Origin of the sequence: Ruegeria sp. HKCCSA071 (genome assembly GCF_017872555.1) — a bacterium.
GTDB lineage: Bacteria > Pseudomonadota > Alphaproteobacteria > Rhodobacterales > Rhodobacteraceae > Ruegeria.
In genome coordinates, this window is the sequence record NZ_JAEDOX010000001.1 from 959,272 (window position 1) to 982,770 (window position 23,499).

General features: G+C 58.8%; 26 protein-coding genes. 14 read left to right on the plus strand and 12 right to left on the minus strand.

What is annotated here, in order from left to right:
- Positions 1-169 precede the first annotated feature (169 nt).
- The 6 genes from I9188_RS04755 to rpiA form a co-directional block, all read right to left on the minus strand.
- Positions 170-1,609, minus strand: a complete 1,440-nt coding sequence (locus I9188_RS04755; RefSeq protein ID WP_245220476.1) for a Do family serine endopeptidase — start codon at positions 1,607-1,609, stop codon at positions 170-172.
- Positions 1,610-1,790: 181 nt separating this feature from the next.
- A complete protein-coding gene (locus I9188_RS04760; RefSeq protein WP_209504906.1) occupies positions 1,791-1,985 on the minus strand; it encodes a DUF2065 domain-containing protein in 195 nt (64 codons plus the stop codon).
- Entirely contained in the window at positions 1,985-2,881 is an 897-nt protein-coding gene (locus tag I9188_RS04765; RefSeq protein WP_209504276.1) for a protease modulator HflC, read from the minus strand. The genes I9188_RS04760 and I9188_RS04765 overlap by 1 nt, the downstream gene beginning before the upstream one ends.
- A gap of 3 nt (positions 2,882-2,884) precedes the next feature.
- Entirely contained in the window at positions 2,885-4,027 is a 1,143-nt protein-coding gene (gene hflK, locus I9188_RS04770) for an FtsH protease activity modulator HflK (RefSeq protein ID WP_209504277.1), read from the minus strand.
- Positions 4,028-4,099: 72 nt separating this feature from the next.
- Positions 4,100-5,458 (minus strand): glutathione-disulfide reductase, encoded by a 1,359-nt coding sequence (gor, locus tag I9188_RS04775; RefSeq protein ID WP_209504278.1) that lies wholly within the window; start codon positions 5,456-5,458, stop codon positions 4,100-4,102.
- 124 nt (positions 5,459-5,582) lie between these two features.
- Positions 5,583-6,371: a ribose-5-phosphate isomerase RpiA gene (gene rpiA / locus I9188_RS04780; protein ID WP_209504279.1), complete on the minus strand. Its 789-nt coding sequence runs from the start codon at positions 6,369-6,371 to the stop codon at positions 5,583-5,585.
- Positions 6,372-6,538: 167 nt separating this feature from the next.
- Between rpiA and I9188_RS04785 the strand changes: the two genes are divergently transcribed.
- From I9188_RS04785 to I9188_RS04800, 4 genes are read left to right on the plus strand one after another with little or no spacing between them, the layout of a single operon-like run.
- Complete coding sequence (locus I9188_RS04785) at positions 6,539-7,240, plus strand: glutathione S-transferase family protein (RefSeq protein ID WP_209504280.1); 702 nt, start codon at positions 6,539-6,541, stop codon at positions 7,238-7,240.
- Position 7,241: 1 nt separating this feature from the next.
- Positions 7,242-8,615 (plus strand): L-serine ammonia-lyase, encoded by a 1,374-nt coding sequence (locus I9188_RS04790; protein WP_209504281.1) that lies wholly within the window; start codon positions 7,242-7,244, stop codon positions 8,613-8,615.
- A gap of 20 nt (positions 8,616-8,635) precedes the next feature.
- Positions 8,636-9,052, plus strand: a complete 417-nt coding sequence (locus I9188_RS04795; RefSeq protein WP_209504282.1) for a GFA family protein — start codon at positions 8,636-8,638, stop codon at positions 9,050-9,052.
- Between the two features lie 45 nt (positions 9,053-9,097).
- On the plus strand, positions 9,098-10,012 hold the full coding sequence (locus tag I9188_RS04800; RefSeq protein WP_209599570.1) for a DMT family transporter: 915 nt from the start codon (positions 9,098-9,100) through the stop codon (positions 10,010-10,012).
- Here the strand turns inward: I9188_RS04800 and I9188_RS04805 are convergent.
- Positions 9,957-10,664, minus strand: coding sequence for a thiamine diphosphokinase (locus I9188_RS04805; protein WP_209504284.1), 708 nt, complete (start codon positions 10,662-10,664; stop codon positions 9,957-9,959). The genes I9188_RS04800 and I9188_RS04805 overlap by 56 nt on opposite strands.
- A gap of 207 nt (positions 10,665-10,871) precedes the next feature.
- On the opposite strand from I9188_RS04805, the gene I9188_RS04810 reads away from it, so the two are divergent.
- Positions 10,872-12,491, plus strand: a complete 1,620-nt coding sequence (locus I9188_RS04810; RefSeq protein WP_348540317.1) for a hypothetical protein — start codon at positions 10,872-10,874, stop codon at positions 12,489-12,491.
- A 199-nt stretch (positions 12,492-12,690) separates the two neighbouring features.
- Here the strand turns inward: I9188_RS04810 and I9188_RS04815 are convergent, their stop codons facing one another.
- The 5 genes from I9188_RS04815 to nthA all read right to left on the minus strand — a co-directional run bounded on the left by I9188_RS04815 (position 12,691) and on the right by nthA (position 16,061).
- Positions 12,691-12,927, minus strand: a complete 237-nt coding sequence (locus I9188_RS04815) for a DUF2842 domain-containing protein (protein ID WP_209504286.1) — start codon at positions 12,925-12,927, stop codon at positions 12,691-12,693.
- Positions 12,927-14,222: an adenylosuccinate synthase gene (locus I9188_RS04820; protein ID WP_209504287.1), complete on the minus strand. Its 1,296-nt coding sequence runs from the start codon at positions 14,220-14,222 to the stop codon at positions 12,927-12,929. Before I9188_RS04820 ends, I9188_RS04815 begins: the two co-directional genes overlap by 1 nt.
- Positions 14,223-14,446: 224 nt before the next feature.
- On the minus strand, positions 14,447-14,776 hold the full coding sequence (locus I9188_RS04825) for a nitrile hydratase accessory protein (RefSeq protein WP_209504288.1): 330 nt from the start codon (positions 14,774-14,776) through the stop codon (positions 14,447-14,449).
- Positions 14,773-15,450 carry a nitrile hydratase subunit beta gene (gene nthB, locus I9188_RS04830; protein ID WP_209504289.1) on the minus strand — a complete coding sequence of 226 codons (678 nt, stop codon included), beginning with the start codon at positions 15,448-15,450 and terminating at the stop codon, positions 14,773-14,775. Before nthB ends, I9188_RS04825 begins: the two co-directional genes overlap by 4 nt.
- Positions 15,447-16,061, minus strand: a complete 615-nt coding sequence (nthA, locus tag I9188_RS04835) for a nitrile hydratase subunit alpha (RefSeq protein ID WP_209504290.1) — start codon at positions 16,059-16,061, stop codon at positions 15,447-15,449. The genes nthB and nthA overlap by 4 nt, the downstream gene beginning before the upstream one ends.
- Positions 16,062-16,211: 150 nt before the next feature.
- Between nthA and secG the strand changes: the two genes are divergently transcribed.
- The 9 genes from secG (at position 16,212) to I9188_RS04880 (ending at position 23,426) form a co-directional block, all read left to right on the plus strand.
- Positions 16,212-16,574: a preprotein translocase subunit SecG gene (secG, locus tag I9188_RS04840; RefSeq protein ID WP_209504291.1), complete on the plus strand. Its 363-nt coding sequence runs from the start codon at positions 16,212-16,214 to the stop codon at positions 16,572-16,574.
- Positions 16,575-16,734: 160 nt separating this feature from the next.
- Positions 16,735-18,378 carry a CTP synthase gene (locus tag I9188_RS04845; RefSeq protein WP_209504292.1) on the plus strand — a complete coding sequence of 548 codons (1,644 nt, stop codon included), beginning with the start codon at positions 16,735-16,737 and terminating at the stop codon, positions 18,376-18,378.
- A gap of 112 nt (positions 18,379-18,490) precedes the next feature.
- Complete coding sequence (locus I9188_RS04850; RefSeq protein WP_209504293.1) at positions 18,491-18,973, plus strand: bacterioferritin; 483 nt, start codon at positions 18,491-18,493, stop codon at positions 18,971-18,973.
- Positions 18,974-19,133: 160 nt separating this feature from the next.
- Positions 19,134-19,904: an isocitrate lyase/phosphoenolpyruvate mutase family protein gene (locus I9188_RS04855; RefSeq protein ID WP_209504294.1), complete on the plus strand. Its 771-nt coding sequence runs from the start codon at positions 19,134-19,136 to the stop codon at positions 19,902-19,904.
- Between the two features lie 180 nt (positions 19,905-20,084).
- On the plus strand, positions 20,085-20,534 hold the full coding sequence (locus I9188_RS04860; RefSeq protein WP_209504295.1) for a TerB family tellurite resistance protein: 450 nt from the start codon (positions 20,085-20,087) through the stop codon (positions 20,532-20,534).
- A gap of 20 nt (positions 20,535-20,554) precedes the next feature.
- Positions 20,555-20,992 (plus strand): TerB family tellurite resistance protein, encoded by a 438-nt coding sequence (locus tag I9188_RS04865; protein WP_209504296.1) that lies wholly within the window; start codon positions 20,555-20,557, stop codon positions 20,990-20,992.
- Between the two features lie 5 nt (positions 20,993-20,997).
- A complete protein-coding gene (locus I9188_RS04870) occupies positions 20,998-21,738 on the plus strand; it encodes a PhnD/SsuA/transferrin family substrate-binding protein (RefSeq protein ID WP_348540318.1) in 741 nt (246 codons plus the stop codon).
- Between the two features lie 128 nt (positions 21,739-21,866).
- Positions 21,867-22,643, plus strand: coding sequence for an ATP-binding cassette domain-containing protein (locus I9188_RS04875; protein ID WP_209504298.1), 777 nt, complete (start codon positions 21,867-21,869; stop codon positions 22,641-22,643).
- 33 nt (positions 22,644-22,676) lie between these two features.
- Positions 22,677-23,426, plus strand: a complete 750-nt coding sequence (locus I9188_RS04880) for a transporter substrate-binding domain-containing protein (RefSeq protein WP_209504299.1) — start codon at positions 22,677-22,679, stop codon at positions 23,424-23,426.
- Positions 23,427-23,499: the final 73 nt, after the last annotated feature.

Consider the following 23,499-nt stretch of genomic DNA (forward strand, 5'->3'; position numbering starts at 1 on the left):
GAAGTTGTTACCGTAGGAGGTCAGAGAATCATCCCCGATATCTGTCCACTGATCTCTCCCTGTATCTGAGCCATACGCAATTTCAGCGTATGGCTCATTTTCTTTCTGCATGCCTCTTCAGGTGTTCAGGCAATGAAAAAGGCCGGGCGCTTGTCCCGGCCTTTTCAAATCACTCTTCCAGGCTTAGCGCCACAAATCGCGGCTCGCCCCCCCTGCGGACCAAAAGCAGCAGGGATTTGCGCCCAGCCTCTCGCGATTGGTCCATCCTGGCTTCCAGATCCGCGATGCTTTCCACCTTTTGCTGACCCGCTTCGGTGATCAGGTCACCCGCGCGCAACCCTTTCGCGTAAGCCTCAGACGCTTCGTCGACATTCGAAATCACCAGACCCTGGGCATCTGCGTCCAATCCCATATCCGCGCGCAGCGTATCTGTGAGCGGGGAGATGGTCAGCCCGAGAATATCGGCGTTTTCTTCGACCGGAGCCTCCTGCGTTTCTTCTTCGTCATCGTCTTTGCTTTCTGCGTCCTCACGGCGTCCCAGCGTGACCAGAATTGTTTGCGTGCCGCCATCACGGTGTACAATGACCCGGACGGCTTTGCCGACTTCTGTTTCACCGACCTGACGGACCAGACCACGGGTGTCTTCAACTTCGACACCGTCAAAGCTGATGATCACGTCGCCTGCTTTCAGACCGGCCTCCTGGGCGGGGCCTTCTGGGACATCGCTGATCAGCGCGCCGCCGGGTTTCTCCAGCCCCATGGCCTCGGCCATGTCTTCGGTCACGTCCTGAATGCGGACACCCAGCCAGCCGCGCCGGGTTTCGCCAAATTCGCGCAGCTGATCGACGACCTTCACCACCACGTTTGATGCCATCGAAAAGCCGATGCCGATCGAGCCACCGTTGGGTGACAGGATGGCTGTGTTCACGCCGATCACTTCGCCGTCCATATTGAACAATGGACCGCCCGAGTTGCCCCGGTTGATCGCCGCATCTGTCTGGATGTAATCGTCATATGATCCGCTGAGCGCCCGGTTGCGGGCCGATACGATACCAGCGGATACAGAAAAGCCCTGGCCCAGCGGATTGCCCATGGCAATCACCCAGTCCCCCACACGCGCCACGTCGCTGTCGCCAAATTGCACGTATTTCAAGGGGCCGGACGCTTCGACCTTGAGCAGTGCAATATCGGTCTTCTCATCGGTTCCGATGACTTTGGCCACCAGTTCTTTTTTGGGCTGCCCGTCGCCGGGGAAGAATTCCACAAGGATTTCATCAGCTTCCGCAATGACGTGATTGTTGGTGACAATGAAGCCATCTTCAGAGATCACAAAACCCGACCCAAGGGCGTTGCTGCGTCGGGGCGGGCTGTTGTCATTGCCGCCATTGCGATCCTGAAACTCGCGAAAGAAATCCTCGAACGGAGACCCCTCGGGCACGATACCCTGTGGGCCTGTCTGACCTTCGATCAGGGTGCTTGTGGTGATGTTCACCACGGCCGGGCTGATCTTTTCCGCCAAGGGCGCCAGGCTTTCGCCTCTGGCCTGGGCGGAAACCGACTGCGCCAGCACAAGCAGTGTACCGGCAAAGGCCAGCCACAACAGCCGCATCCAAACACTCACGTCGTCCCACCGGACGGATAAACTGCGCGCTTTCGCCTGCACTTGAGCTCTCCTTGTCGACAATCTTGCCAAGGCCTGTTTCGGCCTTTCTTAGTTTCCAATGTAGTCAGTTTAACCCGGTGAGCAACTCGGGATCGCAGGGAAATCACCCGCACGTGAAACCGCCCCGTCAAAAGCCCAGTTGATATGCCCCCCAGAGCAGGATCAAACCGCTGACAACACAAAGCAACCCGGCCAGTCGCCGGCCCTGTTCGGGCATGGCGCGCAGCGCCTCCAGCATCCGTTCGATAAGCGAAGGGGCCAGCGCATAGGCCAGCCCCTCGACAATCAGTACCAGCCCGAAGGCCAGAAGGATCATACCCATCATTCGGACGGCACCGCCACCGGTGCCCGCCGACCTGTTGGCGAGCTGAGGTAGTTGAAGAAGTCCGAATCCGGGCTTAGCACCAACGAGCTGTTTCCGCCCTGAAGCGCATTTTCATAGGCAGACAGAGAGCGGTAGAACTCAAAGAACTCGGGGTCTGCTCCGTAGGCATCCGCAAAGATCGCGTTGCGTTCGGCGTCGGCCTCACCGCGAACAATTTCAGATTCGCGGCGGGCATCCGACACCAGTTCCACCACCGTACGATCGGCCTGCGCGCGGATACGCTGTGCGGCTTCCTCACCACGGGCCACTTCATCTGCCGCTTCACGCTCGCGTTCGGCACGCATACGCGCAAAAGTGGCTTCGAGGTTGGCTTGCGGCAGGTCAGTGCGTTTGAGCCGGACGTCGATCACTTCAAGACCCAAATCACGCGCTTCGGTAATGGCCCCATTGCGGATGCGCAGCATCAGCGCCGCCCGATCCGAGCTGAGGATATCGTTCGAGCTGACGGAACCCAAAACTTCGCGCGTTTTCGCCCGCAAAATGGAATCCAGCCGCTGTTCTGCGGTATCGATGCCACCCGCACCCACCGCTTCGCGGAACTGGCGCACATCGGTAATCCGATAGCGTGCAAACGCGTCAACCACCAGACGACGGTCATCCAGAGGTGTCACCTCTAGTGGTCCGACCTCGCGGCTCAGAATACGGTCGTCATAGCGGACGACTTCCTGAATGACCGGAATCTTGAACGCAAGACCCGGATCTTCCTTGACATCAATGACGCGACCGAATTGCAGAACCAGTGCTTTTTCCCGTTCGTCGACGATGAAGATCGACGATAGCGCAGCCACTACAAGAACAAAAATGACAGGCAGAACAAAAGTTGATTTACGCATCTTTTAGTTCCCCTCGCCCGAGTTGCGGCGCAATTCGTTCAGCGGCAGATACGGGACAACGCCCTGCCCCTGCCCACCGGCATTCTCATCCAGAATGATCTTGTTTACGTCGCCAAGGACCTGCTCCATCCGCTCAAGATACAGACGCTTGCGCGTCACGTCCGGCGCTTTGGCGTATTCCGCCAAAACCGCGCTGAAGCGGCTGGCCTCACCCTGAGCTTCGTTCACGACCTGGGCGCGATAGGCTTCGGCTTCTTCCAGAACCTGTGCCGCTTCACCGCGCGCACCGGCGAGAACCCGGTTGGCATAGGCATCAGCCTGCTTTTCAAGCCGGTCACGTTCCTGACCCGCTGACTGAACCTCGCGGAATGCGTCCTTGACCGGTTCTGGTGGGTCGGCACCATCAAAGTTCACACGAACAATATTGATGCCTGAACTATAGCTGTCGAGCGTGGATTGAATCAGCTCCTCAAGCCGTTCTGCGATAACCGCACGGTCGCGGTTCAGGATCGGTGCAAGCGAAGATTGCGCGATAATTTCGCGCATCGCTGATTCCGAAACCGCCTGAATCGTTTGTCTGGGATCACGCAGGTTGAAGAGGAAATCTGCCGGATTGGAGATGTTCCAGACCACCTGAAAATCGATATCGACAATGTTTTCATCGCCCGTAAGCATCAGACCCGCATCGCTTCCACGACCACCCGAGCCGATGGTTTCCGTCTGTTCGACCTTCACCGGAATAACTTCGGCCGTCACAACCGGCCATGGGGCAAAGTTGAGACCTTCTGTACCGATCCCCGAGAAGCGACCAAACAGCAGCTCGACCGATTGTTCTTCGGGTTTGACCGTATAGGCGCTGGCCACGCCCCACATCACCAGAGCGGCGACGCCGCCCAGCAGCAGGGTGCCCTTGGTAAAGGCCGGGCCACCGCCGCCCTGACCGCTACGGCCACCGCGGCCAGAACCACCACGACCGCCCATGAGAACGCGCAGCTGCTCCTGGCCTTTTTTCATCAGTTCGTCGATCTCGGGAATATGCGGGCCATCGCTTTCGGGGGGCTTGCGCCCGTCCCCGTTGTTACCCCGATTTCCTCCGCCACCGGATGAGCCTCCGCCCCCCCAGGGGCCTCCGCTATTGCCCGCCATATGTATCTTTTCCTTCGTTTTGGACCGTGTGATCACGGGTTCCCTTGTAACGTGTGTGCGCGCGCTTGCAAATCAAGCCGTGCGCACAGGTTGCCGCATTGTCACCAGTTCTTCGGCCATGACCGGGTGAACTGCAACCGTTCGGTCAAAATCTTCCTTGGTCGCGCCCATCTTTACAGCGATTCCCGCCAGCTGGATCATCTCGCCGGCACCGGGGGCGACAATATGGCAACCCAGCACCTTGCGCGTGGCCTGAGAGACGATGAGTTTCATCAGTACCCGCTGCGTGCCGCCAGCAAAGGATTTCTGCATCGGCTTGAAAGACGTGGCATAAACCTCAATCGGTTCCTGTTCCGCTGCCTCTTCTTCGCTGAGGCCGACAGTTCCCATCTCAGGCTGAGTAAAGATCGCGGTCGGAATCAAGTCGTGATCCACCGGTGTCGGATTGCCCTTGAACACGGTTTCCACAAAGGCCATCCCCTCGCGGATCGCCACCGGGGTCAGGTTCACCCGGTCGGTCACATCGCCAATGGCAAAGATCGAGGGCACAGCGGTCTGGCTGTACTCATCCACGATGATCTCGCCCTTACGGCCGCGTTCAACGCCCAAAGCCTCCAGCCCAAGGTTATCGGCATTCGGCGCACGGCCCGTGGCATACATCACCACATCAAAACTCTGCTCGGAGCCGTTGGTGGCCTTGACCCAGATCTTGTCGCCCTGCTTTTTCATCTCGAGCACATTGGTGCCCAGATGCAGGTCGATGCCGTTCTGGCACATTTCTTCGCTGATCAGTCCACGCGCCTCGTCATCAAAACCCCGAAGAATCTGTGCACCGCGATAGAACTGAGTCGTCCTAACCCCTAGCCCGTTCATAATCCCGGCAAATTCACAGGCGATATAACCGCCACCTACGATCAGGATGCTTTCAGGCAGCTTGTCCAAATGGAATATCTCGTTCGAGGTAATCGCCAGTTCCGAGCCCGGAAAATCCGGAACAACCGGGCGACCGCCGGTGGCGATCAGAATGTGTTTGGCCGTTTTGCGGGTTCCGTCGGCCAGCTCGACCGTGTGGGCATCCACAAGGCGCGCACGATGGTCAAAGCTTTCGACGCCGTTGTTCTTCAGGATATTGCGATATATCCCTTCCAACCGATCAAGCTCGGCCACCAGCTTGCCGTGGAAAGTGTTCCAGTTGAACGCGCCGGGCTGAATGTCCCAGCCATAGGCCTGCGCATCCCCGACCATGCCCGAGTATTCGCTGGCAAAGACCATCAGCTTCTTTGGCACGCAGCCCCGGATCACACAGGTGCCGCCATACCGGTCTTCTTCGGCCAGCGCGACCTTGGCACCGGTTTCACCCGCCGCAACACGCGCCGCGCGGACCCCGCCCGAACCTCCGCCGATGACAAAAAGATCATAGTCAAAGCTCATGCCGGGTTCCTTCATTCAACTTTCAAAATTCTCTGAATATCTGGGCGTAAAAAACCCTGTGCCAACCCCCGGCGCGGAAAATTCGAACTTTCATAGCCACTTGCCGAAGGGACCTGCACGATACTCAGTCCGAAAAATCGGAAAACAGGTTATCGCGCGACCCGCTGAGCAGCTGATCCAGTTCGACCGTGCCCGCGTTGATATCACGCAGCTCGACCCGGCCATCGCCATGGCCGATCACGACCTTGTCGCAGATGTCGATGAACAGGCCATTTTCCACAACACCGGGCACCTGGTTCAGGATCAGCGCCATCTGGCGCGGGTTGCCGATGCGCTTGAGGTGCAGGTCAAGGATGTGGTTGCCCTCATCCGTCACAAACGGCGCCTCGCCATTCATGCGCAGCGCCGAGGATGTCCCAAGCACATCCATCGTATCCAGGGCTTCCTCGATCAATGTGCGCGTTGTCTGCCAGCCAAAGGGAATGACCTCGACAGGCAGCGGAAAGGCCCCCAGAGTTTCAACTTCTTTACCTGCATCGGCGATGACGATCATCTGGTCGCTGGCCGTGGCCACAATCTTTTCCTGCAGATGCGCACCGCCACCGCCCTTGATCAGGTTCAGGTCCTGATCGAACTCATCCGCGCCGTCGATGGTCATGTCCAGCCAACCGGCCTGATCCAGTGAAATGACGTCAATACCAACCTCGCGGGCAAGCTGCGCCGTGCGGGTCGAGGTTGGAACACCCTTGATCCGCAGTCCGTCTTCGCGCACCCGTTCACCCAGACGGCGCACCAGCCAGGCGGCTGTCGATCCTGTGCCAAGGCCCACGCGCATCCCGTCTTCGACCATGTCGGCGGCACGGTACGCGGCAACATATTTCGCGGTGTCGATTGGCGACAGATCTCTGGTCATGGCAGCTTTCCCAGTTTATTCTGACGGAGTTATAGGGAATGCGTCAGACGACTGCGACCCCATTTTGCGATCCGACAGGTGTTAAGATGTCTCAGGACTACGCGTTTCCTGTCGGAAAAGTCGCAATCATGTCTTACACCCACATCTTTGCGCTGTAAGTTGCGCGCATGTTGACCCCGTACCGCCTGCACTATGCCCCTGACAACGCCTCGCTGGTGATCCGGCTGGCGCTGGACGAGATAGGCGTGGCTTATGAAACCGTGCTGGTGGACCGCCGCCAGAACGAGCAGGACAGCGACGCGTACCGGTCGCTTAATCCCAACGGGCTGATCCCGGTACTGGAAACGCCGCAGGGCCCGATCTTTGAAACCGCGGCGATCCTGCTTTGGCTGACAGAGCGCCATGGTCAACTGGCCCCGGCGGCGGATGATCCTGAACGCGCCGGATTTCTGAAATGGCTGTTCTTCGCGTCCAACACGTTGCATGCGGATCTGCGCATCCTGTTCTACGCTGAAAAATACATAGACGCCTCACAGGCCGACACGCTGCGCGCGGGCATCCGACCCCGGTTGCAGCAGCACCTGCGGCTGCTGGATGCGCTGGCGCAACGCGGACCTGAGTGGTTTCGCGCAGGTGTCCCATCGGTTCTGACCTATTATGTCGCCTGCATGATGCGCTGGATGGCCCTGTACCCAGTAAGTGCTGACCGCAGCTGGTATCAACAGGCCGACACGCCGCATCTGCTGAAAATGCTTCTGCACCTTGAGACACGCCCTGCCACCCGTTCGGCAATCGCTGCGGAAGGTTTGGGCGTTACACCCTTCACATCCCCTACTTACGCTAATCCCCCGGAAGGCTCGGCTATCTGATATGTTCCTATCTGTCTTCGATATGTTCAAAGTGGGCATTGGCCCGTCTTCATCGCACACAATGGGCCCGATGGTGGCCGCGGCGCGCTTTCTGGACATGATGCGCGCGTCCCCCTTTGAATTTACCGGTCTGAAAGGATCGCTGCACGGCTCGCTTGCCTTCACCGGCGTCGGCCACGCGACCGATCGGGCGACCATTCTGGGTCTGGCGGGCTTTGTTCCCGACACCTATGACAACGAAAAGGCCGAGGCCGCGCTGGCCGATATCGCCCGCACGCACACCGTAACGCCCGAAGGCCTGCCGACGCTTCAGTTCGATCCCAAGGCGGATCTGATCTTTGACTACGACAACAATTTGCCCGGGCACGCCAACGGGATGATCCTGATGGCCACCGACGCACAGGGCGATGTGATCCTGCGGCAGGTGTTTTATTCGATCGGCGGCGGCTTTGTCCTGACCGAGGAAGAACTGGCCGAAGGGAAAGACACCGATGAAGGCGACCCGGTCCCGTTCCCGTTCAAATCCGCCGCAGAAATGCTTGAGATGGCCAAATCCAGTGGCAAGACCATAGCCGGGATGAAGCGCGCGAACGAGATCGCGCGGGGCTGCGCCGACAGTTTCGCGAAAGGATCGGCCCGTTTGTGGGACGTCATGAATGCCTGTATCGAGCGTGGCTTGACCACTGACGGCATCCTTCCGGGCGGCCTGAAAGTGCGCCGCCGCGCGAAAGGCATCTATGATGCGCTGATGGCCGAGCGCGGCATGAACCTGACCGCGCCGCACACGATCAACGACTGGATGAGCGTCTATGCCATGGCGGTCAACGAGGAAAACGCGGCGGGCGGGCAAGTTGTCACTGCGCCCACCAACGGGGCCGCAGGTGTTCTGCCCGCTGTTCTGCGCTATTACCTGGATCACGTACCGGGCGCGTCCGAAAGCCATATCGAGGATTTCCTGCTGACCGCAGCGGCCATTGGCGGGTTGGTGAAGTACAACGCCTCGATCTCGGGTGCCGAAGCGGGATGTCAGGCTGAAGTTGGCAGCGCCGCTGCCATGGCGGCAGCCGGGCTTTGCGCCGTGATGGGCGGAACCCCCGAACAGGTGGAAAATGCCGCCGAGATTGCGCTGGAGCATCATCTGGGCATGACCTGCGACCCCGTTGCCGGGCTGGTTCAGGTTCCTTGTATCGAACGAAACGGGTTAGGCGCTATCAAAGCAGTTTCAGCCGCCTCACTGGCCTTGCGCGGGGACGGTCAGCATTTCGTGCCGCTGGACGCGGTGATCGAGACGATGCGCCAAACCGGCCATGACATGCATGAGAAATACAAGGAAACCTCGCTGGGCGGTCTGGCTGTGAACGTACCGAACTGCTGAAACAGAAAGCGAGGGGCGACATGCGTGGACATTGTCTGTGCGGCAAGATCCGGTTCGAGGTCGACCCTCCGGTACTGTCATGCGTCACCTGCCATTGCGACAGTTGCCGTCGCCAATGCGCAGCGCCGATGACAACGTATTTCGGAGTTCGGGATGGCCATTGGCGGTGGACCGGTGAAGAGCCCAAGCATTTCAACTCCTCTCCCGGTGTCGAGCGCAGCTTCTGCGCGCACTGCGGCACGCCAATGTCCTTCCGTTCAACCGCCATGTCGGATGTGATGCACCTTTATGTCGCGACACTGGACTCTCCTGACACACTGGAACCTACGTTGCATGTCGCGCATGAAGAAAAGCTGAAATGGCTGAAATTGGAGGATGGTTTGCCCACCTGCATCGGGCCGGATTACACCAAGGTTCATCCCCTGCCCGACCGCTGACAACAGCGCTTCCCTCTGCGTCGCGAAACAGATAGCGTCGCGCTCATGACCCAGGACAGACCCGTCTTTGGCATCTTTTTGATGCTTGGTTTTTGCGTGCTCGCACCCTTGGGGGATGCGATGGCGAAGCTGTTGGGTGAAACCACACCGCTGGGTCTGCTGGTCATGGTGCGTTTCGCGGTGCAAGCGGTGATCCTGATCCCCCTGGTTGCGGTGACGGGGCGACCCTGGCGGATGCGCGGCCGCATCCTGCGGCTGACCCTGCTACGGACGCTGCTGCATATCATCGGCATTTCGGCCATGTTCAGCGCGCTGCAATTCCTGCCCTTGGCGGATGCCGTTGCAATTGCCTTTGTCATGCCATTCATCATGCTGCTGCTGGGCAAATATGTTCTGGAGGAAGAGGTCGGTTCCCGCCGTCTTGCCGCCTGCGTCGTTGGGTTCATCGGCACATTGCTGGTCATTCAACCCAGCTTTGCCGAGGTGGGTGCACCTGCGTTGCTGCCACTGATCGTTGCCGTGGTTTTTGCCATGTTCATGCTGGTCACCCGGCAAGTCGCGAAAGAGTCCGATCCGGTGTCGTTGCAAGCCGTGTCCGGCGTATTTGCGACGATCCTTCTGGCACCGCTCCTTCTGATTGGCACGCAAATGAACATTCAGGAGCTCTCGATGACCCTGCCATCCAGCGATCTGAACTGGCTGCTGATTGCGATCGGGGTGTTGGGTACGGTCGCGCATCTGCTGATGACGTGGTCGCTGCGCTATGCGCCCTCTGCCACACTGGCCCCGATGCAATATCTGGAAATCCCGGTTGCAACCCTGATCGGATGGGTGATTTTCAACGACCTGCCCGATGGATTGGCTGCGGCTGGCATCGTCATCACCATTGCCGCAGGCCTGTACGTCATTCTGCGCGAGCGGGCCAGCGCCCGGTCTGCCCCGACAGAAACACCTGCATAAGCGGATCAAGTGCTGTGCGCGGGATCATCACCAGCAGGCCCGGCCCATCCATCTTCAGCTCGACAGGCGCCAGTGCACGGTTGGATGTTCCCACCTGCCCGTCCGGCTGAAAGGCCAGATTATCAATCGGCCATTCCAGCCCGGTACTGCGCCCCGTCACCGGCTGCATCGGAAACAGCGAGACCACATCGCCGGGCGCAACCGGCAGCTTGATCTCTGGCGGCGCATGAAAAACCAGTTCACGTTCGCCCAGCAATATGCAGGCCTGATCCTGCCGCCGGACCAGAACGTTCAGAACGGCCAGTTGATGATCAAGTCGCCCGCCAAGAAACCCAGCCCCCAGAACCAGAGGAGCGTGCAGATTGCGCAGGGCCTTGTCGAAATCGGTGCTGTCCTGTTCGCGGATGGCAAACAGGCGATCCGTGGGAATTTTAGCTTGCGTCGCTTTGCTCAGCGAATCGAAGTCACCAATCACCGCATCGGGAATCCGGCCTGATTCTGTCAAAATGTCCGCTCCGCCATCGGCGGCAACGACCGAATTGACGCGATTCAGCACCAGATTCAGGTCTCCAGATCCGATAAATCCCCCTCCGAACAGCCCGATTGGATCGATAGAGCGTACAATTGGCTCGATTTTCCTAAGATTGGCCATTTTTCCCGGATTTGGACACATTAAGACCACAAAATGATAGGTTCATGCATAAAGTTCAGAGCCTTCGTGTGCTCCCGATTCCGGGTAAGTGGGCTCTCGTAGTTTGTAAAGGACGTGCGTCTGATGGTACAGAATAACAAGGTATTAACCGTTTCATATGGAACCTTCTCCTGCACTTTGGAAGGATTTGATGATTCCTTTGAAACGATGAAAGCCATCGCCGAGTATTTCCGCGATCTCGCAGCGGATGACCGTTACTTCGGTTCGGAACCCCCGCAACCTGATGCCGAAATGCTGACCCGCATCGCCCGGCGTGATGCATCACAGCGCGTCGAAGCCCGTCAGAACGAATCCGGCCTGTTGCTGCGTGCCACTCAGACAACCGAAGCGCCAGTTGCTGCTGAAGAACCGGCCCCGCACACGGCCGCAGTCAATGTAGCCGAAACTCCCGCTCATGTTCAGCCACAACCGACCCCTGCGCAGACCGGGTTCGCCGAGGCAGAACCTGTCGCAGACACCCCGCCCCCGGCTGCTGACAGCATCGCGGCGAAACTGCAGCGTATTCGCGCGGTCGTCTCTCATTCCGATGTGCCCGCTGCCGAGTATTCCGAAGACGAAGACTCGTCTCTGCTGGCCAAATCCGCTCCTCCGGTAGATGCTGTGGCCGCCGCGTTTGAGGCTGGTGCTCTCAGCGCGGATGACTTTGCCGAACCCAAAGAGCCTGAAACCCAGGAAACCGAAGAACTGGCGGCACCTGCGGTTGACAAGGCGCTTGACGAGGAGGCCGCGGAACCACAAGCGGCTGAGACAGTTGATGCGCTGATCCCCGAAGTTGCTGAAACTCAGATCGAAGAAACCGTTGACTTGCAGGTGCCCCTGACCCCCCAGCCCCTGCAAATCGACGAGATCGAAGACGCGCCGGTGGCGGATCAGTCCGCCGCCGAGCCTCTGTTGGCTGATCTCGAAGACGTTGCCGAAGACGATTTCGACGAAGAGGATGCCCCCAACATCCTCAACGTAGAAGACGTAGCAATTGAATCCGACGATGAACCGGTCGAGGACGATCTGGCGCAGGGTGTTTTGACCGCAGACGACGAAATGCACCTGCTGACCGAAATATCCGAGATCGAACAGCACCTGTCCGGTCGTTCGAGCCAAAAACTGGCGGACGATGCGGATCCCGATCAGGATATGTCGCGCCTTATGGCAAAGACCGGCGAGCATATGGATGATCCCAGCAGCAGCGATGCGCGCGAAACCTATTCGCACCTGCGCACCGCTGTCGCTGCAACCGAAGCCGACCGCGACGGTCAGGCACGCTCGGAAGAGGCGGCCGACAAAGAATACCGCGGTGATCTGGCATCCGTGGTCAGCCCACGGCGACCCGAAATCAAGGTGACCAGCATGCGTCCGGCACCGGAAGCTCCGGCACCGCTCAAGCTGGTGGCCGAGCAACGGGTGGATGAGCACGGAACATCCGCAAACCCGGTCTCGCCACGTCGTGTCACTACAGACCAGGAAACATCCGGGTCCGAGGAAGGCGGTTTCGCACAGTTTGCACAGGAACAGGGTGCGCAATCTCTGCCTGATCTTCTGGAAGCGGCTGCCGCCTATCTGTCCTTCATCGAAGGTCAGGAGCAGTTTTCGCGCCCGCAGCTGATGAACAAAGTGCGTTCACTGAAACAGGATGAGTTCAATCGCGAAGAAAGCCTGCGTTCTTTTGGGCAGTTGCTGCGCGATGGTAAGATTGAGAAGGCCGGGGGCGGGCGTTTTGCGGCGTCCAACCTGATCGGTTTTCGCCCCGATGACGAGCGTGCCGTAGGCTGATCACGCTGGAAGTTTTCAAGCAAGGCCGGGTTAACCCCCGGCCTTTTTGCTTTTGGCCCTTGGACCAAACGCCCGTCCTGAATGACAAAGCCCGAACGTTTCGACTGATACCAGACAGCCGACACTATACCGCCGAGGACCGCGCGTTTTCCTGCGCAGTGCTCAGCAGGCCCGGTCATTCAGACATACCTGACGAGCGCTAGGACTGATCGGGGTCTTCTTTGCCGACGCCGCGAAACACGAACTTGAACGGCAGGGCCCAAAGGATGCCCAGCACGACATAAACCAGTAACTCAATCCAGATCGGAGGACGCCCCAGCAAGTTCACGATCGTCACCACGGCGATGATGTACAGCGGAAGACCAAGCACAAGGATCACCAGCGACCAGCGCCGGCGTGCCTTATAACTCAGCCCTGTCTTCTGTTTCTCGCGCATCAGTCTGCAAAGGGGTCTGTCACCAGAATGGTGTCGTCCCGCTCCGGACTGGTGGACAAAAGCGCCACCGGGCATTCGATCAATTCTTCGACCCGACGCACATATTTGATCGCATTTGCAGGTAAATCCGCCCAGCTGCGCGCGCCTTCGGTCGATTCGCTCCACCCCGGCATTTCTTCGTAAATCGGGGTACAGCGGGCTTGCTGATCAGCAGCGGTCGGAAGGTAATCCAAACGCTCGCCATCCAGCTCATACCCCGTGCAGATCTTAAGGGTCTCAAACCCGTCCAGAACATCCAGCTTGGTCAGCGATATGCCGTTCACGCCGCTGGTTGCGCAGGTCTGGCGCACCAGGCAGGCGTCGAACCAGCCGCAGCGGCGCTTGCGGCCTGTTGTCGTCCCGAATTCGTGCCCGCGTTCACCCAGCCGCTGACCGTCCGCGTCCTCCAACTCGGTCGGGAACGGCCCTTCTCCAACGCGGGTGGTATAGGCCTTAACAATGCCAAGCACGAAATTGATCGAGCCCGGACCGATTCCAACACCGGTTGCCGCCTGCCCCGCAATCACGTTTGACGAGGTCACGAAGGGATAGGTGCCAAAATCGATATCCAGCAGCGCACCCTGCGCCCCTTCAAACAGGATGCGTTTCCCGGCTTTGCGCTTTTCGTTCAGCACTTTCCAGACAGGCGCCGCAAACGGCAGAATTTGTTGCGCGATCTCTTTGAGTTGAGCAATCAGCGCGTCGCGGTCAACCGGCTCGATACCCAGACCCTTGCGCAACGGATCGTGGTGTTGCAATGCGCGGTCCACGCGGGCCTCCAGCGTGGCTTCATCCGCCAGATCGGCAACGCGAACGGAACGCCGCCCAACCTTGTCTTCATAGGCCGGGCCGATTCCACGACCGGTTGTTCCGATCTTGGTGCCTTTGCTCGCAGCTTCTTCGCGCGCACGGTCCAACTCGCCGTGAATCGGCAGAATCAACGGCGTGTTTTCGGCAATCATCAGCGTGTCGGGAGTGATTTCAACACCCTGCGCGCGGATGGTTGCGATCTCATTGACCAGATGCCAGGGGTCCAGAACCACACCATTGCCGATAACGCTCAGCTTGCCGCCGCGTACTACACCCGAAGGAAGCGCGTGCAGCTTATAGACCTCACCGTCGATCACCAGCGTATGACCGGCATTGTGACCGCCCTGAAAACGCGCGATTACGTCCGCCCTTTCGCTGAGCCAGTCGACAATCTTGCCTTTTCCTTCGTCGCCCCATTGGGCGCCGACAACAACCACGTTGGCCATATCCGGTCCTTTTCGTGCTGAGTGATCAAACCCGGCTCATATAGCGGGCCAAAAACCGCAGGGAAACCGATATTTCGCCGCAGAGGAAAATCGCGCAAGCGCGCGATGCCTCCGGCGGGGATATTTGCAGCCAGATGAAGAGCGGATCCCTTGCTTCATCTGGCTGTAAATATCCCGGGGGAGGCGCCCGGAACGGGCGGCGGGGGCAGAGCCCCCTAACACTGTCATCCTAAGTGGACAGGTTGCCCGTGCGGAGTGGTCAGGTAAGCCTCTTCCCAGGCCTGATGCACATCCTGCACATCTTTCGGCATGGCAGCGCCCTGTTCGGCCAGCAATGTCTCAAGCGTTTCCAGCCATGCGTGGAAGTAATCGTCACCGCCATCCAGTTCCCGGGCAAGTCCATTGCGTTTCAGTATCGCTGAAAAGCGCGCCGCCCAATCCGCCCATTCGAACCGCCCAGCCTCGTTCAGCGCGACGGTGACGGCAAAGACCTGAGCGTGCCAGGGCTGAGCAAAAACCGGCTCGGGGGCTCCGTATGAGATACAGTCGTTCATGCCGGTTGCAGGTAGCTTTGCCAGAGGTCCAGAACCACCTGGTCGGCGGGATGTTCGGGGGCGGCCCAGAGCTCAGATGTCGCAAAGGCCACTGCATAAATCGGCTCTGGCGCCTCACCCAACCCATGCGCATTGGAATCGGGCAGAACATGGGTTCCGTGCAGGCGCAGGATTCGCCCCCTGGCACCGGATGCATAAACAGGCAGGCGCGTGTGACCCCCATCCACGAGACGATTTGCTGCCGGTCGGACCGTGACAACCTCTTGCCCCACAGAAAACAGCGCCGCAACATTGGAAGGCCTGTCCGCAGGCCCGCCTTTGGCCAGCGCTGCGGACACCGCTTCCGCCTTGAGCGCTCTGTCTGCCAAGGGGTGCGGTTTGTCGCCACGCACGCCACGCAGATCTTCCAATGTCAGAACACCCTTTTCGACAAGCAGATCGGCCAGACCGGATATCCATTTCTCATAATACGAAAACCGGGTGTAGTCCTTCGGGGACAGGCGTTCGCGCGCGTGGCGTGAAACGTCGATGTTCCACTGCCCCAGAAAACCAGATGCAAGTGTGACCGCAAGAGCGCGGGCGTGCCAGTCTTCAGCAAAGACCGGCGCATTCTCTGCCTCTGGACGTATCGGACCATCACCGAAACGGCCTCCCATATCGTGAACGCGGGTCATGCGGGCACCCTGGGAAGGCCAGTGCCGATCATGCTGTCGCGCGTCACAAGCGCGGTTAGTTCATCTTCGTTCATCCCGTCTGTGCCTTCAGGGCGCATGGGCAAGACAAGGTAGCGAATTTCGGCCGTCGAATCCCAAACCCGTACAGAGGTGTCTTGGGGCAAGGTGACGCCGAACTCGGCCAGCACCTTGCGCGGTTCTCGCACCGCGCGGGCTCGGTAGGCGTCGGACTTGTACCATCCGGGCGGGATACCCAGCAGTGGCCAAGGGTAACAGCTGCACAGGGTGCAGACGACCATGTTGTGCCGATCCGGTGTGTTCTCGACAACCACCATATGTTCGCCTTGGCGGCCATAATAGCCAAGGTCGGCTACGACCGGAGTGGCGTCTTCAAGCAGGGCGGCTTTGAAGGCAGGGTCGCTCCAGGCTTTGGCAACGACGCGCGCACCGTTTTGCGGCCCGATCCTGTTCTGATAGGTGTCGATGATCTCATCCAGAGCCGCCGGATCGATCAGCCCTTTGCGAGTCAGAATCGTCTCAAGCGCTTTGACGCGCAATGCGGGTTCGGGTGGCAACAGGGCATGCGGGTGGTCGTGATCGTCATGTGGCATGGCCGCAGCCTGCGTCACAACTCAACGCACTGTCCAGTCCCTTTGACGTGATGGGATACATCAAGGAAGTTGATGCCAACTCCTGACTTGCCCCCGCTGGCAAACTTGCATAAGTACCACGCGATACACGCCACGCTGTACAGGACCACCATGGAAAACGTCGTTCTCATCATCCATCTTCTTCTGGCTCTGGGCCTGATCGCCGTTGTCCTGATGCAGCGGTCTGAAGGCGGTGGCCTTGGCATGGGCGGTGGCGGTGGTGCGATGACCGGTCGCGCGGCAGCGACGGCTTTGGGCAAGCTGACCTGGATACTTGCAGCGTGTTTCATCGTCACCTCGATCACGCTGACCATTCTTGCGGCTCAGAAATCTTCGGGCAGCTCGGTAATCGACCGTCTGGGCGTTCCGGCACCGGCTTCGACCGAGGAAAGCGCACCGGCTATTCCGTCGGTTGATGATCTTCTGCCGCCGGCACAGGACGACAACGCGCCGCTGATCCCGCAGGCGGATTGATCCACAAAACCTAGAAACCTGAAAGAGGACTGCAACAGCATCTTGCGGTTCTCTTGCGCTTTTGGCGCGAATCCTTTATACGTGAAGTCCCGTGATGCAGCGGTTTTTCGGAACCGCCGGGCAGCTGATTTTGACGTCTCACGGGAGCAGCCGAAAAACTATGGCACGTTTTATTTTCATCACCGGTGGTGTGGTTTCGTCCTTGGGCAAAGGGCTGGCTTCGGCAGCTTTGGGCGCTTTGTTGCAGGCCCGCGGTTATTCGGTGCGTCTACGCAAGCTGGACCCCTATCTGAACGTCGATCCCGGCACGATGTCGCCCTTTGAGCATGGCGAAGTATTTGTCACTGATGATGGCGCCGAGACCGATCTGGACCTTGGCCATTACGAACGCTTCACCGGTGTCGCGGCACGCAAGACCGACTCGGTCAGTTCCGGGCGGATTTATTCAAACGTGCTGGAAAAGGAACGCCGCGGCGATTACCTCGGCAAGACCATTCAGGTGATCCCGCACGTCACCAACGAGATCAAGGATTTCATCGCCATCGGCGAGGATGAGGTTGATTTCATGCTGTGTGAGATTGGCGGTACCGTGGGTGACATCGAAGGCCTGCCCTTCTTTGAAGCCATCCGACAGTTCAGTCAGGACAAGCCGCGCGGTCAGTGCATCTTTATGCACCTGACGCTGCTGCCCTATATCAAGGCGTCCGGTGAGTTGAAAACCAAACCGACCCAACACTCGGTGAAAGAACTGCGCTCAATCGGTCTGGCCCCCGATATTCTGGTCTGCCGGTCCGAAGGGCCGATCCCGACCAAGGAACGGGAAAAGCTGGCCCTGTTCTGCAACGTGCGTCCAGACAGCGTGATCGCAGCGCAGGACCTGTCCACCATTTACGACGCGCCGCTGGCCTATCACCGCGAGGGGCTGGATCAGGCCGTTCTGGATGCCTTCCAGATCAGCCCCGCCCCCAAGCCCGATCTGGCCAAATGGGAAGATGTCAGCGACCGCATCCACAACGCCGAAGGCGAAGTGAAAGTGGCAATTGTCGGCAAATACACGCAACTTGAAGACGCCTATAAGTCGATTGCCGAGGCGCTGACCCATGGCGGTATGGCCAACCGCGTGAAGGTCAAGATCGAGTGGGTGGATGCCGAGGTTTTCGATACCGAAGACGCAGCCCCGCATCTGGAAGGCTTCCACGCCATCCTTGTCCCCGGTGGTTTTGGCGAGCGTGGCACCGAAGGCAAGATCAAGGCGGCGCAATACGCGCGCGAGCACAAGGTTCCCTATCTGGGCATTTGTCTTGGCATGCAGATGGCGGTGATCGAGGCCGCACGAAACGCTGCGGGTATCACCGAAGCCGGGTCCGAGGAATTCGACCATGAGGCCGGGAAGAAACGGTTTGAACCGGTGGTCTATCACCTCAAGGAGTGGGTACAGGGCAACCACAAGGTCGAGCGCAAGGTCGGCGATGACAAGGGCGGCACAATGCGCCTTGGCGCTTACAACGCAGTATTGGCGGACGGATCCAAAGTGGCCGAGGTCTATGGCGGCACGCAGATCGAGGAACGTCACCGCCACCGCTATGAGGTGGACATCAAGTATCGCGACAAACTTGAAAAAGCGGGCCTGAAGTTTTCGGGCATGTCGCCGGACGGACGTCTGCCCGAAATCGTGGAATGGGCGGATCACCCGTGGTTCATCGGCGTTCAGTACCATCCGGAACTGAAGTCCAAGCCGTTTGACCCGCATCCGCTGTTTCGCGAATTTGTGCGGGCCGCGAAAGACACCTCGCGCCTGGTTTGATCCCTGACTGTGTCGGACTGTCACCCCACGTTGTTTCGTGGGGGCTGACCTCTTAACTGTGTGGAGAGGCAGGTTTTCTGCTTTTGCATTTCACGGTTTCAGGAGATTTCCGATGAGCAACGCGACAACGATCACAAACCTTCAGCAAGCGCTTCATATGGAGCTTACTGCCGCGCACCAATACCAGTTGCACGCGCACGTTCTGGACGACTGGGGCCTTGACATTCTGGCTGAGAAAATGCGGGGCGAGATGCAGGAAGAGTTGGTGCATTCTGACGCCTTTATCGAACGTATCCTGTTTCTGGGTGGAACCCCCGAGCTTGCGTTTCAGAAAAGCCCGGCCGCAGCAGGCACGCTGGAAGAGATGTTCGCCTCTGATCTCAAAGACGAGAGTGAGGCCGTCGACTTCTACACCAATGCAGCGCAACAGGCGGCTGAGGCCGGTGATGTTGGTTCGCGTACACTGTTTGAACGCATCCTGATGGAAGAAGAAGGTCACAAAGCCTGGCTGGAGACACAGCTGAGTCTTCTGCAACGTCTGGGCGAATCTGCGTTTAGCGCGAAATTCGTCTCTGGCGCCGTGGGCGAAGCCTGAGACCTTGGTTTCAAACCGATGCAAGTCACAGGTGCTGTGCGAAGCTGACGCAATCTGTGCCTGTGCCGTCACCTCAAAATGACCTGGCTGGTCGCAAAAACTCTGGCCGGGTCATTGTCGCAGCGTTAGCTGTAGGATTCGCGACAACAGGAGAGTTCCGATGACCAGCCAATCCCAGAAAGCCGTGACCTTTACCAGCCTTCACAAGAAGGGCGATCCTGTCATCCTGTTTAATATCTGGGACGCTGGCAGCGCTGGGGCTGTTCGGGACGCTGGTGCCCAGGCCATCGCGACCGGCAGTGCCCCTGTTGCCATGGCGCATGGTTATGGCGACGGGCAGAACATTCCACTTGAGGCCGCGTTGGACAATGCACGCCGTATCGTTGCGGCTGTTGATCTGCCGGTAACACTGGATTTCGAGGGGGCTTATGCCGAAGACCCGCAAGGGATCGCGCAAAACGTTCGGCGCGCGCTGGACTGCGGTGTTGTCGGGTTCAACTTTGAAGACCAGATCATAGGTGGCGACGGTCTCTATGACATCGCCACTCAGGCCAAACGTGTTGAAGCGGTAAGCGACGCTTGCGCGCGCGCGACTATTCCCGCCTATGTCAATGCGCGCACAGATATCTTCCTGAAGGCCGAAGCGGACACCCATGACGACACGATGCTGGATGAGGCCATTGCCCGTGCCAATGCCTATGCTGATGCAGGCGCCAGCGGATTCTTTGCACCCGGGCTAAAGAGCGAAGCCCTGATCGCCCGGCTTTGCGAGTCCACGGCCTTACCGGTCAATATCATCGCCCTGCCCGGCACGCCGGATACGCCCACTCTGGCAAAGCTCGGGGTCGCGCGGATCAGCTACGGCCCGGTTCCCTATCGCCAAATGCTGGCCTGGTTGCAGAACACGGCCAAAGAGGCCATGGCCGGGTAAATACAGGTTTCTGTTTCCTCAGGACAAATTGCAACCCATCGATATTGGTCAACGATTGATTGTCGGCCTGTGCGTACCCGGTGCCGCGCAGTTCTGATTCAGCGTGGGACATACGCCATACTATAGCAAGACCGACATTTCGTGCTTGGCCGATCACGACCTGTCGTCTAGGTGTTTGTTATGTTGAAAAGGTTCTTTAAGGCGCTCAGACCGCCTCATCATGAACAATTGCCGGACCCGGATGCAGAACTTGCTCTGGGTGCTCTGATGGTGCGTGTCGCGCAGGCAGATCGCGATTACAAGCTGGAAGAGATCAGTCTGATCGACAAGATACTGGCCCGTCTTTACCAGCATAACGCGATTGAGGCGGCCAAGGTTCGGGCCACCTGCGAAAAGCTACATGCTGCGGCACCGGAAACTGATACGTTCGGCAAACTGATCCGGGAAACCACGGACCTGAAAGAGCGGCTGGCAGCCCTTGACGCGTTGTGGGAAATCGTTCTGGCGGATGGCAGTTCGGACGAGGGCGAGATAAAGATCGTCGAAGAAGCCCGCATTGCCATGGGCTTGAGCTATAATGACAGTCAGGCAGCGCGCGAGCGCGTCCAAAGCCGCTTGGATGTGAGTTAAGCGCCCGCTATATCTAACCCATGTTCAGTGACTTTCTTTCCAGGCTCACACAGCCCAAGCCCGACCCGCTTGTCGAAGATGATGCCCGCCTGGCCCTGACGGCCCTGCTGGTGCGACTGGCACGATCTGACAACGATTATTCTGATTCCGAGATGGCGCGCATCGACCGCATCTCGGCTGAACGATACGGTTTGTCCCCATTCGAAAGCGCGGCTTTGCGCGCCCGTGCCGAAGATCTGGAGGCTGAAGCCCCCGACACGGTCCGTTTTACCCGTGCCATCAAGGAAGCAGTCGCTTATGAAAACCGGCTGGCGGTGGTTCAGGCGCTGTGGTCAGTGGCCCTGGCTGATGGCCACCGTACGGGTGAGGAGGATTCGCTTCTGCGTCTGGTTGTCAGCCTGCTGGGGGTCAGCGACGTAGATTCGGCTTTGGCCCGGCAAAAGGCCGCCAAATCTTGATAGCCATGCTTGGCATGTACGACATGCCCGAGGTTCAGGCCGCCAATGACCGGTTCTGGGGGTTGATTCGCACGCATCTGGGACATGGTCCGGAACAGCTGACCCGAGGCGCCGATGTTTGGCAGGTCTGGCTTGATCCCGATCTGGTGCTGGCACAGACCTGTGGAATGCCCTATCGCACACGCTTGCATGATCGGGTTCAACTGGTGGGCACCCCGGATTACGGCCTTCCCGGTTGTCCTGCCGGGCATTATTGCTCGGTCTTTGTGGCGCGGCGCGACGACAACCGCACGCTGGCGGGCATGACTGACGGTATCTTCGCGTATAACGAAGCGCTGTCCCAATCCGGCTGGGCAGCACCGATCACACATCTGTCCCGGGAGAACCTGCATCCTGCGTCGCTGTTGGAGACAGGCGGTCACGCGCTGTCGGCGCAGGCGGTCTCGGACGGGAAGGCAGATTTCGCCGCACTGGATGCGTTGACCTGGATGATGTTGCAGGAACATACCGATCTGGGCGAAAGCCTGCGCGAACTGGCAAAAACCTCTCCGACACCGACCCTGCCCTATATTACCGGACCCGACCAAAACGTTGATCAGGTCGCAGACGCAGTTCGAGTTGCGATAAACAGCCTTACCGAACACGACCGCAAAACGCTGCACATTCAGGGGCTGGTCGACATCCCGGCGGAGGGGTACCTGTCCGTACCGACCCCGCCACCGCCATACGCACAGCGAATAATCTGATGACCAAATTGTCGGGTGCATTTGGTCAATTTGGCTGTTTCCGACCCTGAATTTGCGAATTGCGCATTGCATTGAGCAAATTTTTCGGCCCTAGTACCGCACCAACACCACAAACTACTGGACTGCCCGTGACAGAAACCGCTCCCGTCATCGAAATCAAAAACCTTCACAAAAGCTTCGGCAATCTGGAAGTGTTGAAGGGGGTGGATATCACAGCACATGGCGGCGACGTGGTCTCGCTGATCGGGTCATCGGGGTCAGGAAAATCAACTTTGCTGCGCTGCTGCAATCTGCTGGAAGACAGCCAGCAGGGTGAAATCCTGTTCAAAGGCGAGCCTGTCAAATGGTCGGGCGATAGCCATGGGCGTCGCCCCGCGGACCCCAAGCAGGTTCTGCGCATCCGCACCAACCTGTCGATGGTGTTTCAACAGTTCAATCTGTGGGCGCATATGACCATACTACAAAATGTGATGGAAGCCCCTGTGACCGTTCTGGGCCGCGACAAGGCCGAAGTGGAAGACAGCGCGCGCAAATACCTTGAGAAAGTTGGTATTGGTGACAAATGCGACGCCTATCCGGCACAATTGTCCGGCGGTCAGCAACAGCGCGCCGCGATCGCACGGGGGCTGTGCATGGAACCGCAGGCGTTGTTGTTCGACGAACCGACCTCAGCGCTGGATCCCGAACTGGAACAGGAAGTGATCAAGGTGATCAAGGATCTCGCAGCCGAAGGGCGCACCATGATTATCGTGACTCATGACATGAAAATGGCAGCAGATATCTCGAGCCACGTGGTATTTCTTCATCAGGGCCTGATCGAGGAAGAAGGTTTGCCCGAAGATATCTTTACGTCACCCGAATCCGAGCGGCTTCGGGGCTTTCTCTCCGCCACTCAGGCGGCTTAACTTCAAGAACAGAACCAAACTGGGGAGTAACCAATGAAAAACCTGATTCTGTCCACTGCAGCCCTGGCGCTGACTGCTGGTATCGCGATGGCCGACACAGTCCGCATGGGCACCGAGGGCGCCTACCCTCCTTACAACTTCATCAACGATGCAGGTGAAATCGACGGGTTCGAGCGTGAGGTCGGCGACGAGCTGTGCAAACGCGCCAACCTGGAGTGTGAATGGGTCAAGAACGACTGGGATTCGATCATTCCGAACCTGGTCTCGGGCAACTACGACACCATCATCGCCGGTATGTCGATCACTGCCGAACGTGATGAGGTCATCGACTTTACCCAAGACTATTACCCACCGACCGCGTCGGCCTATGTTGCGACCTCTGACTCGGCAGACGTAACTGGTGGTGTCGTTGCGGCGCAAACCTCCACGATCCAGGCAGGCCACGTTGCCGAATCCGGTGCAACCCTGGTCGAATTCGCGACCCCGGAAGAAACCATTGCAGCCGTCCGTAACGGCGAAGCCGATGCCGTTCTGGCCGACCGCGACTATCTGGTGCCGCTGGTCGAGGAATCGGGCGGTGAGCTGGTCTTTGTCGGCGATCCGGTTCCGCTGGGCGGCGGCGTCGGCATGGGGCTGCGTGAAAGCGACGGTGAACTGCGCGGCAAGTTCGACGAAGCCATCACGTCGATGAAAGCGGATGGCACGCTGAACGAGATGCTGATCAAGTGGTTCGGTGAAGGCACCGCCACATACGGTACTGACGGTTCGGTCGTCACCAACTAAGACCTGACCAATCCCGGTCCGGCGCTTCTGTGCCGGGCCGCTTCCGGCTTGGCCGGAACAGACGTTGGAAAGA

Bases quoted from the DNA above. Each gene is read 5' to 3' on its own strand.
- I9188_RS04765 (WP_209504276.1), bottom strand. From the start codon at position 2,881: ATGCGTAAATCAACTTTTGTTCTGCCTGTCATTTTTGTTCTTGTAGTG.
- I9188_RS04815 (WP_209504286.1), bottom strand. From the start codon at position 12,927: ATGCGCGAGAAACAGAAGACAGGGCTGAGTTATAAGGCACGCCGGCGC.
- nthB (WP_209504289.1), bottom strand. From the start codon at position 15,450: ATGACCCGCGTTCACGATATGGGAGGCCGTTTCGGTGATGGTCCGATA.
- I9188_RS04820 (WP_209504287.1), bottom strand. From the start codon at position 14,222: ATGGCCAACGTGGTTGTTGTCGGCGCCCAATGGGGCGACGAAGGAAAA.
- I9188_RS04870 (WP_348540318.1), top strand. From the start codon at position 20,998: ATGCTTGGCATGTACGACATGCCCGAGGTTCAGGCCGCCAATGACCGG.
- rpiA (WP_209504279.1), bottom strand. From the start codon at position 6,371: ATGACCAGAGATCTGTCGCCAATCGACACCGCGAAATATGTTGCCGCG.
- secG (WP_209504291.1), top strand. From the start codon at position 16,212: ATGGAAAACGTCGTTCTCATCATCCATCTTCTTCTGGCTCTGGGCCTG.
- I9188_RS04860 (WP_209504295.1), top strand. From the start codon at position 20,085: ATGTTGAAAAGGTTCTTTAAGGCGCTCAGACCGCCTCATCATGAACAA.
- I9188_RS04800 (WP_209599570.1), top strand. From the start codon at position 9,098: ATGACCCAGGACAGACCCGTCTTTGGCATCTTTTTGATGCTTGGTTTT.
- I9188_RS04790 (WP_209504281.1), top strand. From the start codon at position 7,242: ATGTTCCTATCTGTCTTCGATATGTTCAAAGTGGGCATTGGCCCGTCT.
- I9188_RS04785 (WP_209504280.1), top strand. From the start codon at position 6,539: ATGTTGACCCCGTACCGCCTGCACTATGCCCCTGACAACGCCTCGCTG.
- I9188_RS04865 (WP_209504296.1), top strand. From the start codon at position 20,555: ATGTTCAGTGACTTTCTTTCCAGGCTCACACAGCCCAAGCCCGACCCG.
- I9188_RS04795 (WP_209504282.1), top strand. From the start codon at position 8,636: ATGCGTGGACATTGTCTGTGCGGCAAGATCCGGTTCGAGGTCGACCCT.
- I9188_RS04845 (WP_209504292.1), top strand. From the start codon at position 16,735: ATGGCACGTTTTATTTTCATCACCGGTGGTGTGGTTTCGTCCTTGGGC.
- I9188_RS04760 (WP_209504906.1), bottom strand. From the start codon at position 1,985: ATGGGTATGATCCTTCTGGCCTTCGGGCTGGTACTGATTGTCGAGGGG.
- I9188_RS04810 (WP_348540317.1), top strand. From the start codon at position 10,872: ATGAAAGCCATCGCCGAGTATTTCCGCGATCTCGCAGCGGATGACCGT.
- gor (WP_209504278.1), bottom strand. From the start codon at position 5,458: ATGAGCTTTGACTATGATCTTTTTGTCATCGGCGGAGGTTCGGGCGGG.
- I9188_RS04825 (WP_209504288.1), bottom strand. From the start codon at position 14,776: ATGAACGACTGTATCTCATACGGAGCCCCCGAGCCGGTTTTTGCTCAG.
- I9188_RS04855 (WP_209504294.1), top strand. From the start codon at position 19,134: ATGACCAGCCAATCCCAGAAAGCCGTGACCTTTACCAGCCTTCACAAG.
- I9188_RS04850 (WP_209504293.1), top strand. From the start codon at position 18,491: ATGAGCAACGCGACAACGATCACAAACCTTCAGCAAGCGCTTCATATG.
- I9188_RS04880 (WP_209504299.1), top strand. From the start codon at position 22,677: ATGAAAAACCTGATTCTGTCCACTGCAGCCCTGGCGCTGACTGCTGGT.
- I9188_RS04755 (WP_245220476.1), bottom strand. From the start codon at position 1,609: ATGCGGCTGTTGTGGCTGGCCTTTGCCGGTACACTGCTTGTGCTGGCG.
- hflK (WP_209504277.1), bottom strand. From the start codon at position 4,027: ATGGCGGGCAATAGCGGAGGCCCCTGGGGGGGCGGAGGCTCATCCGGT.
- nthA (WP_209504290.1), bottom strand. From the start codon at position 16,061: ATGCCACATGACGATCACGACCACCCGCATGCCCTGTTGCCACCCGAA.
- I9188_RS04805 (WP_209504284.1), bottom strand. From the start codon at position 10,664: ATGGCCAATCTTAGGAAAATCGAGCCAATTGTACGCTCTATCGATCCA.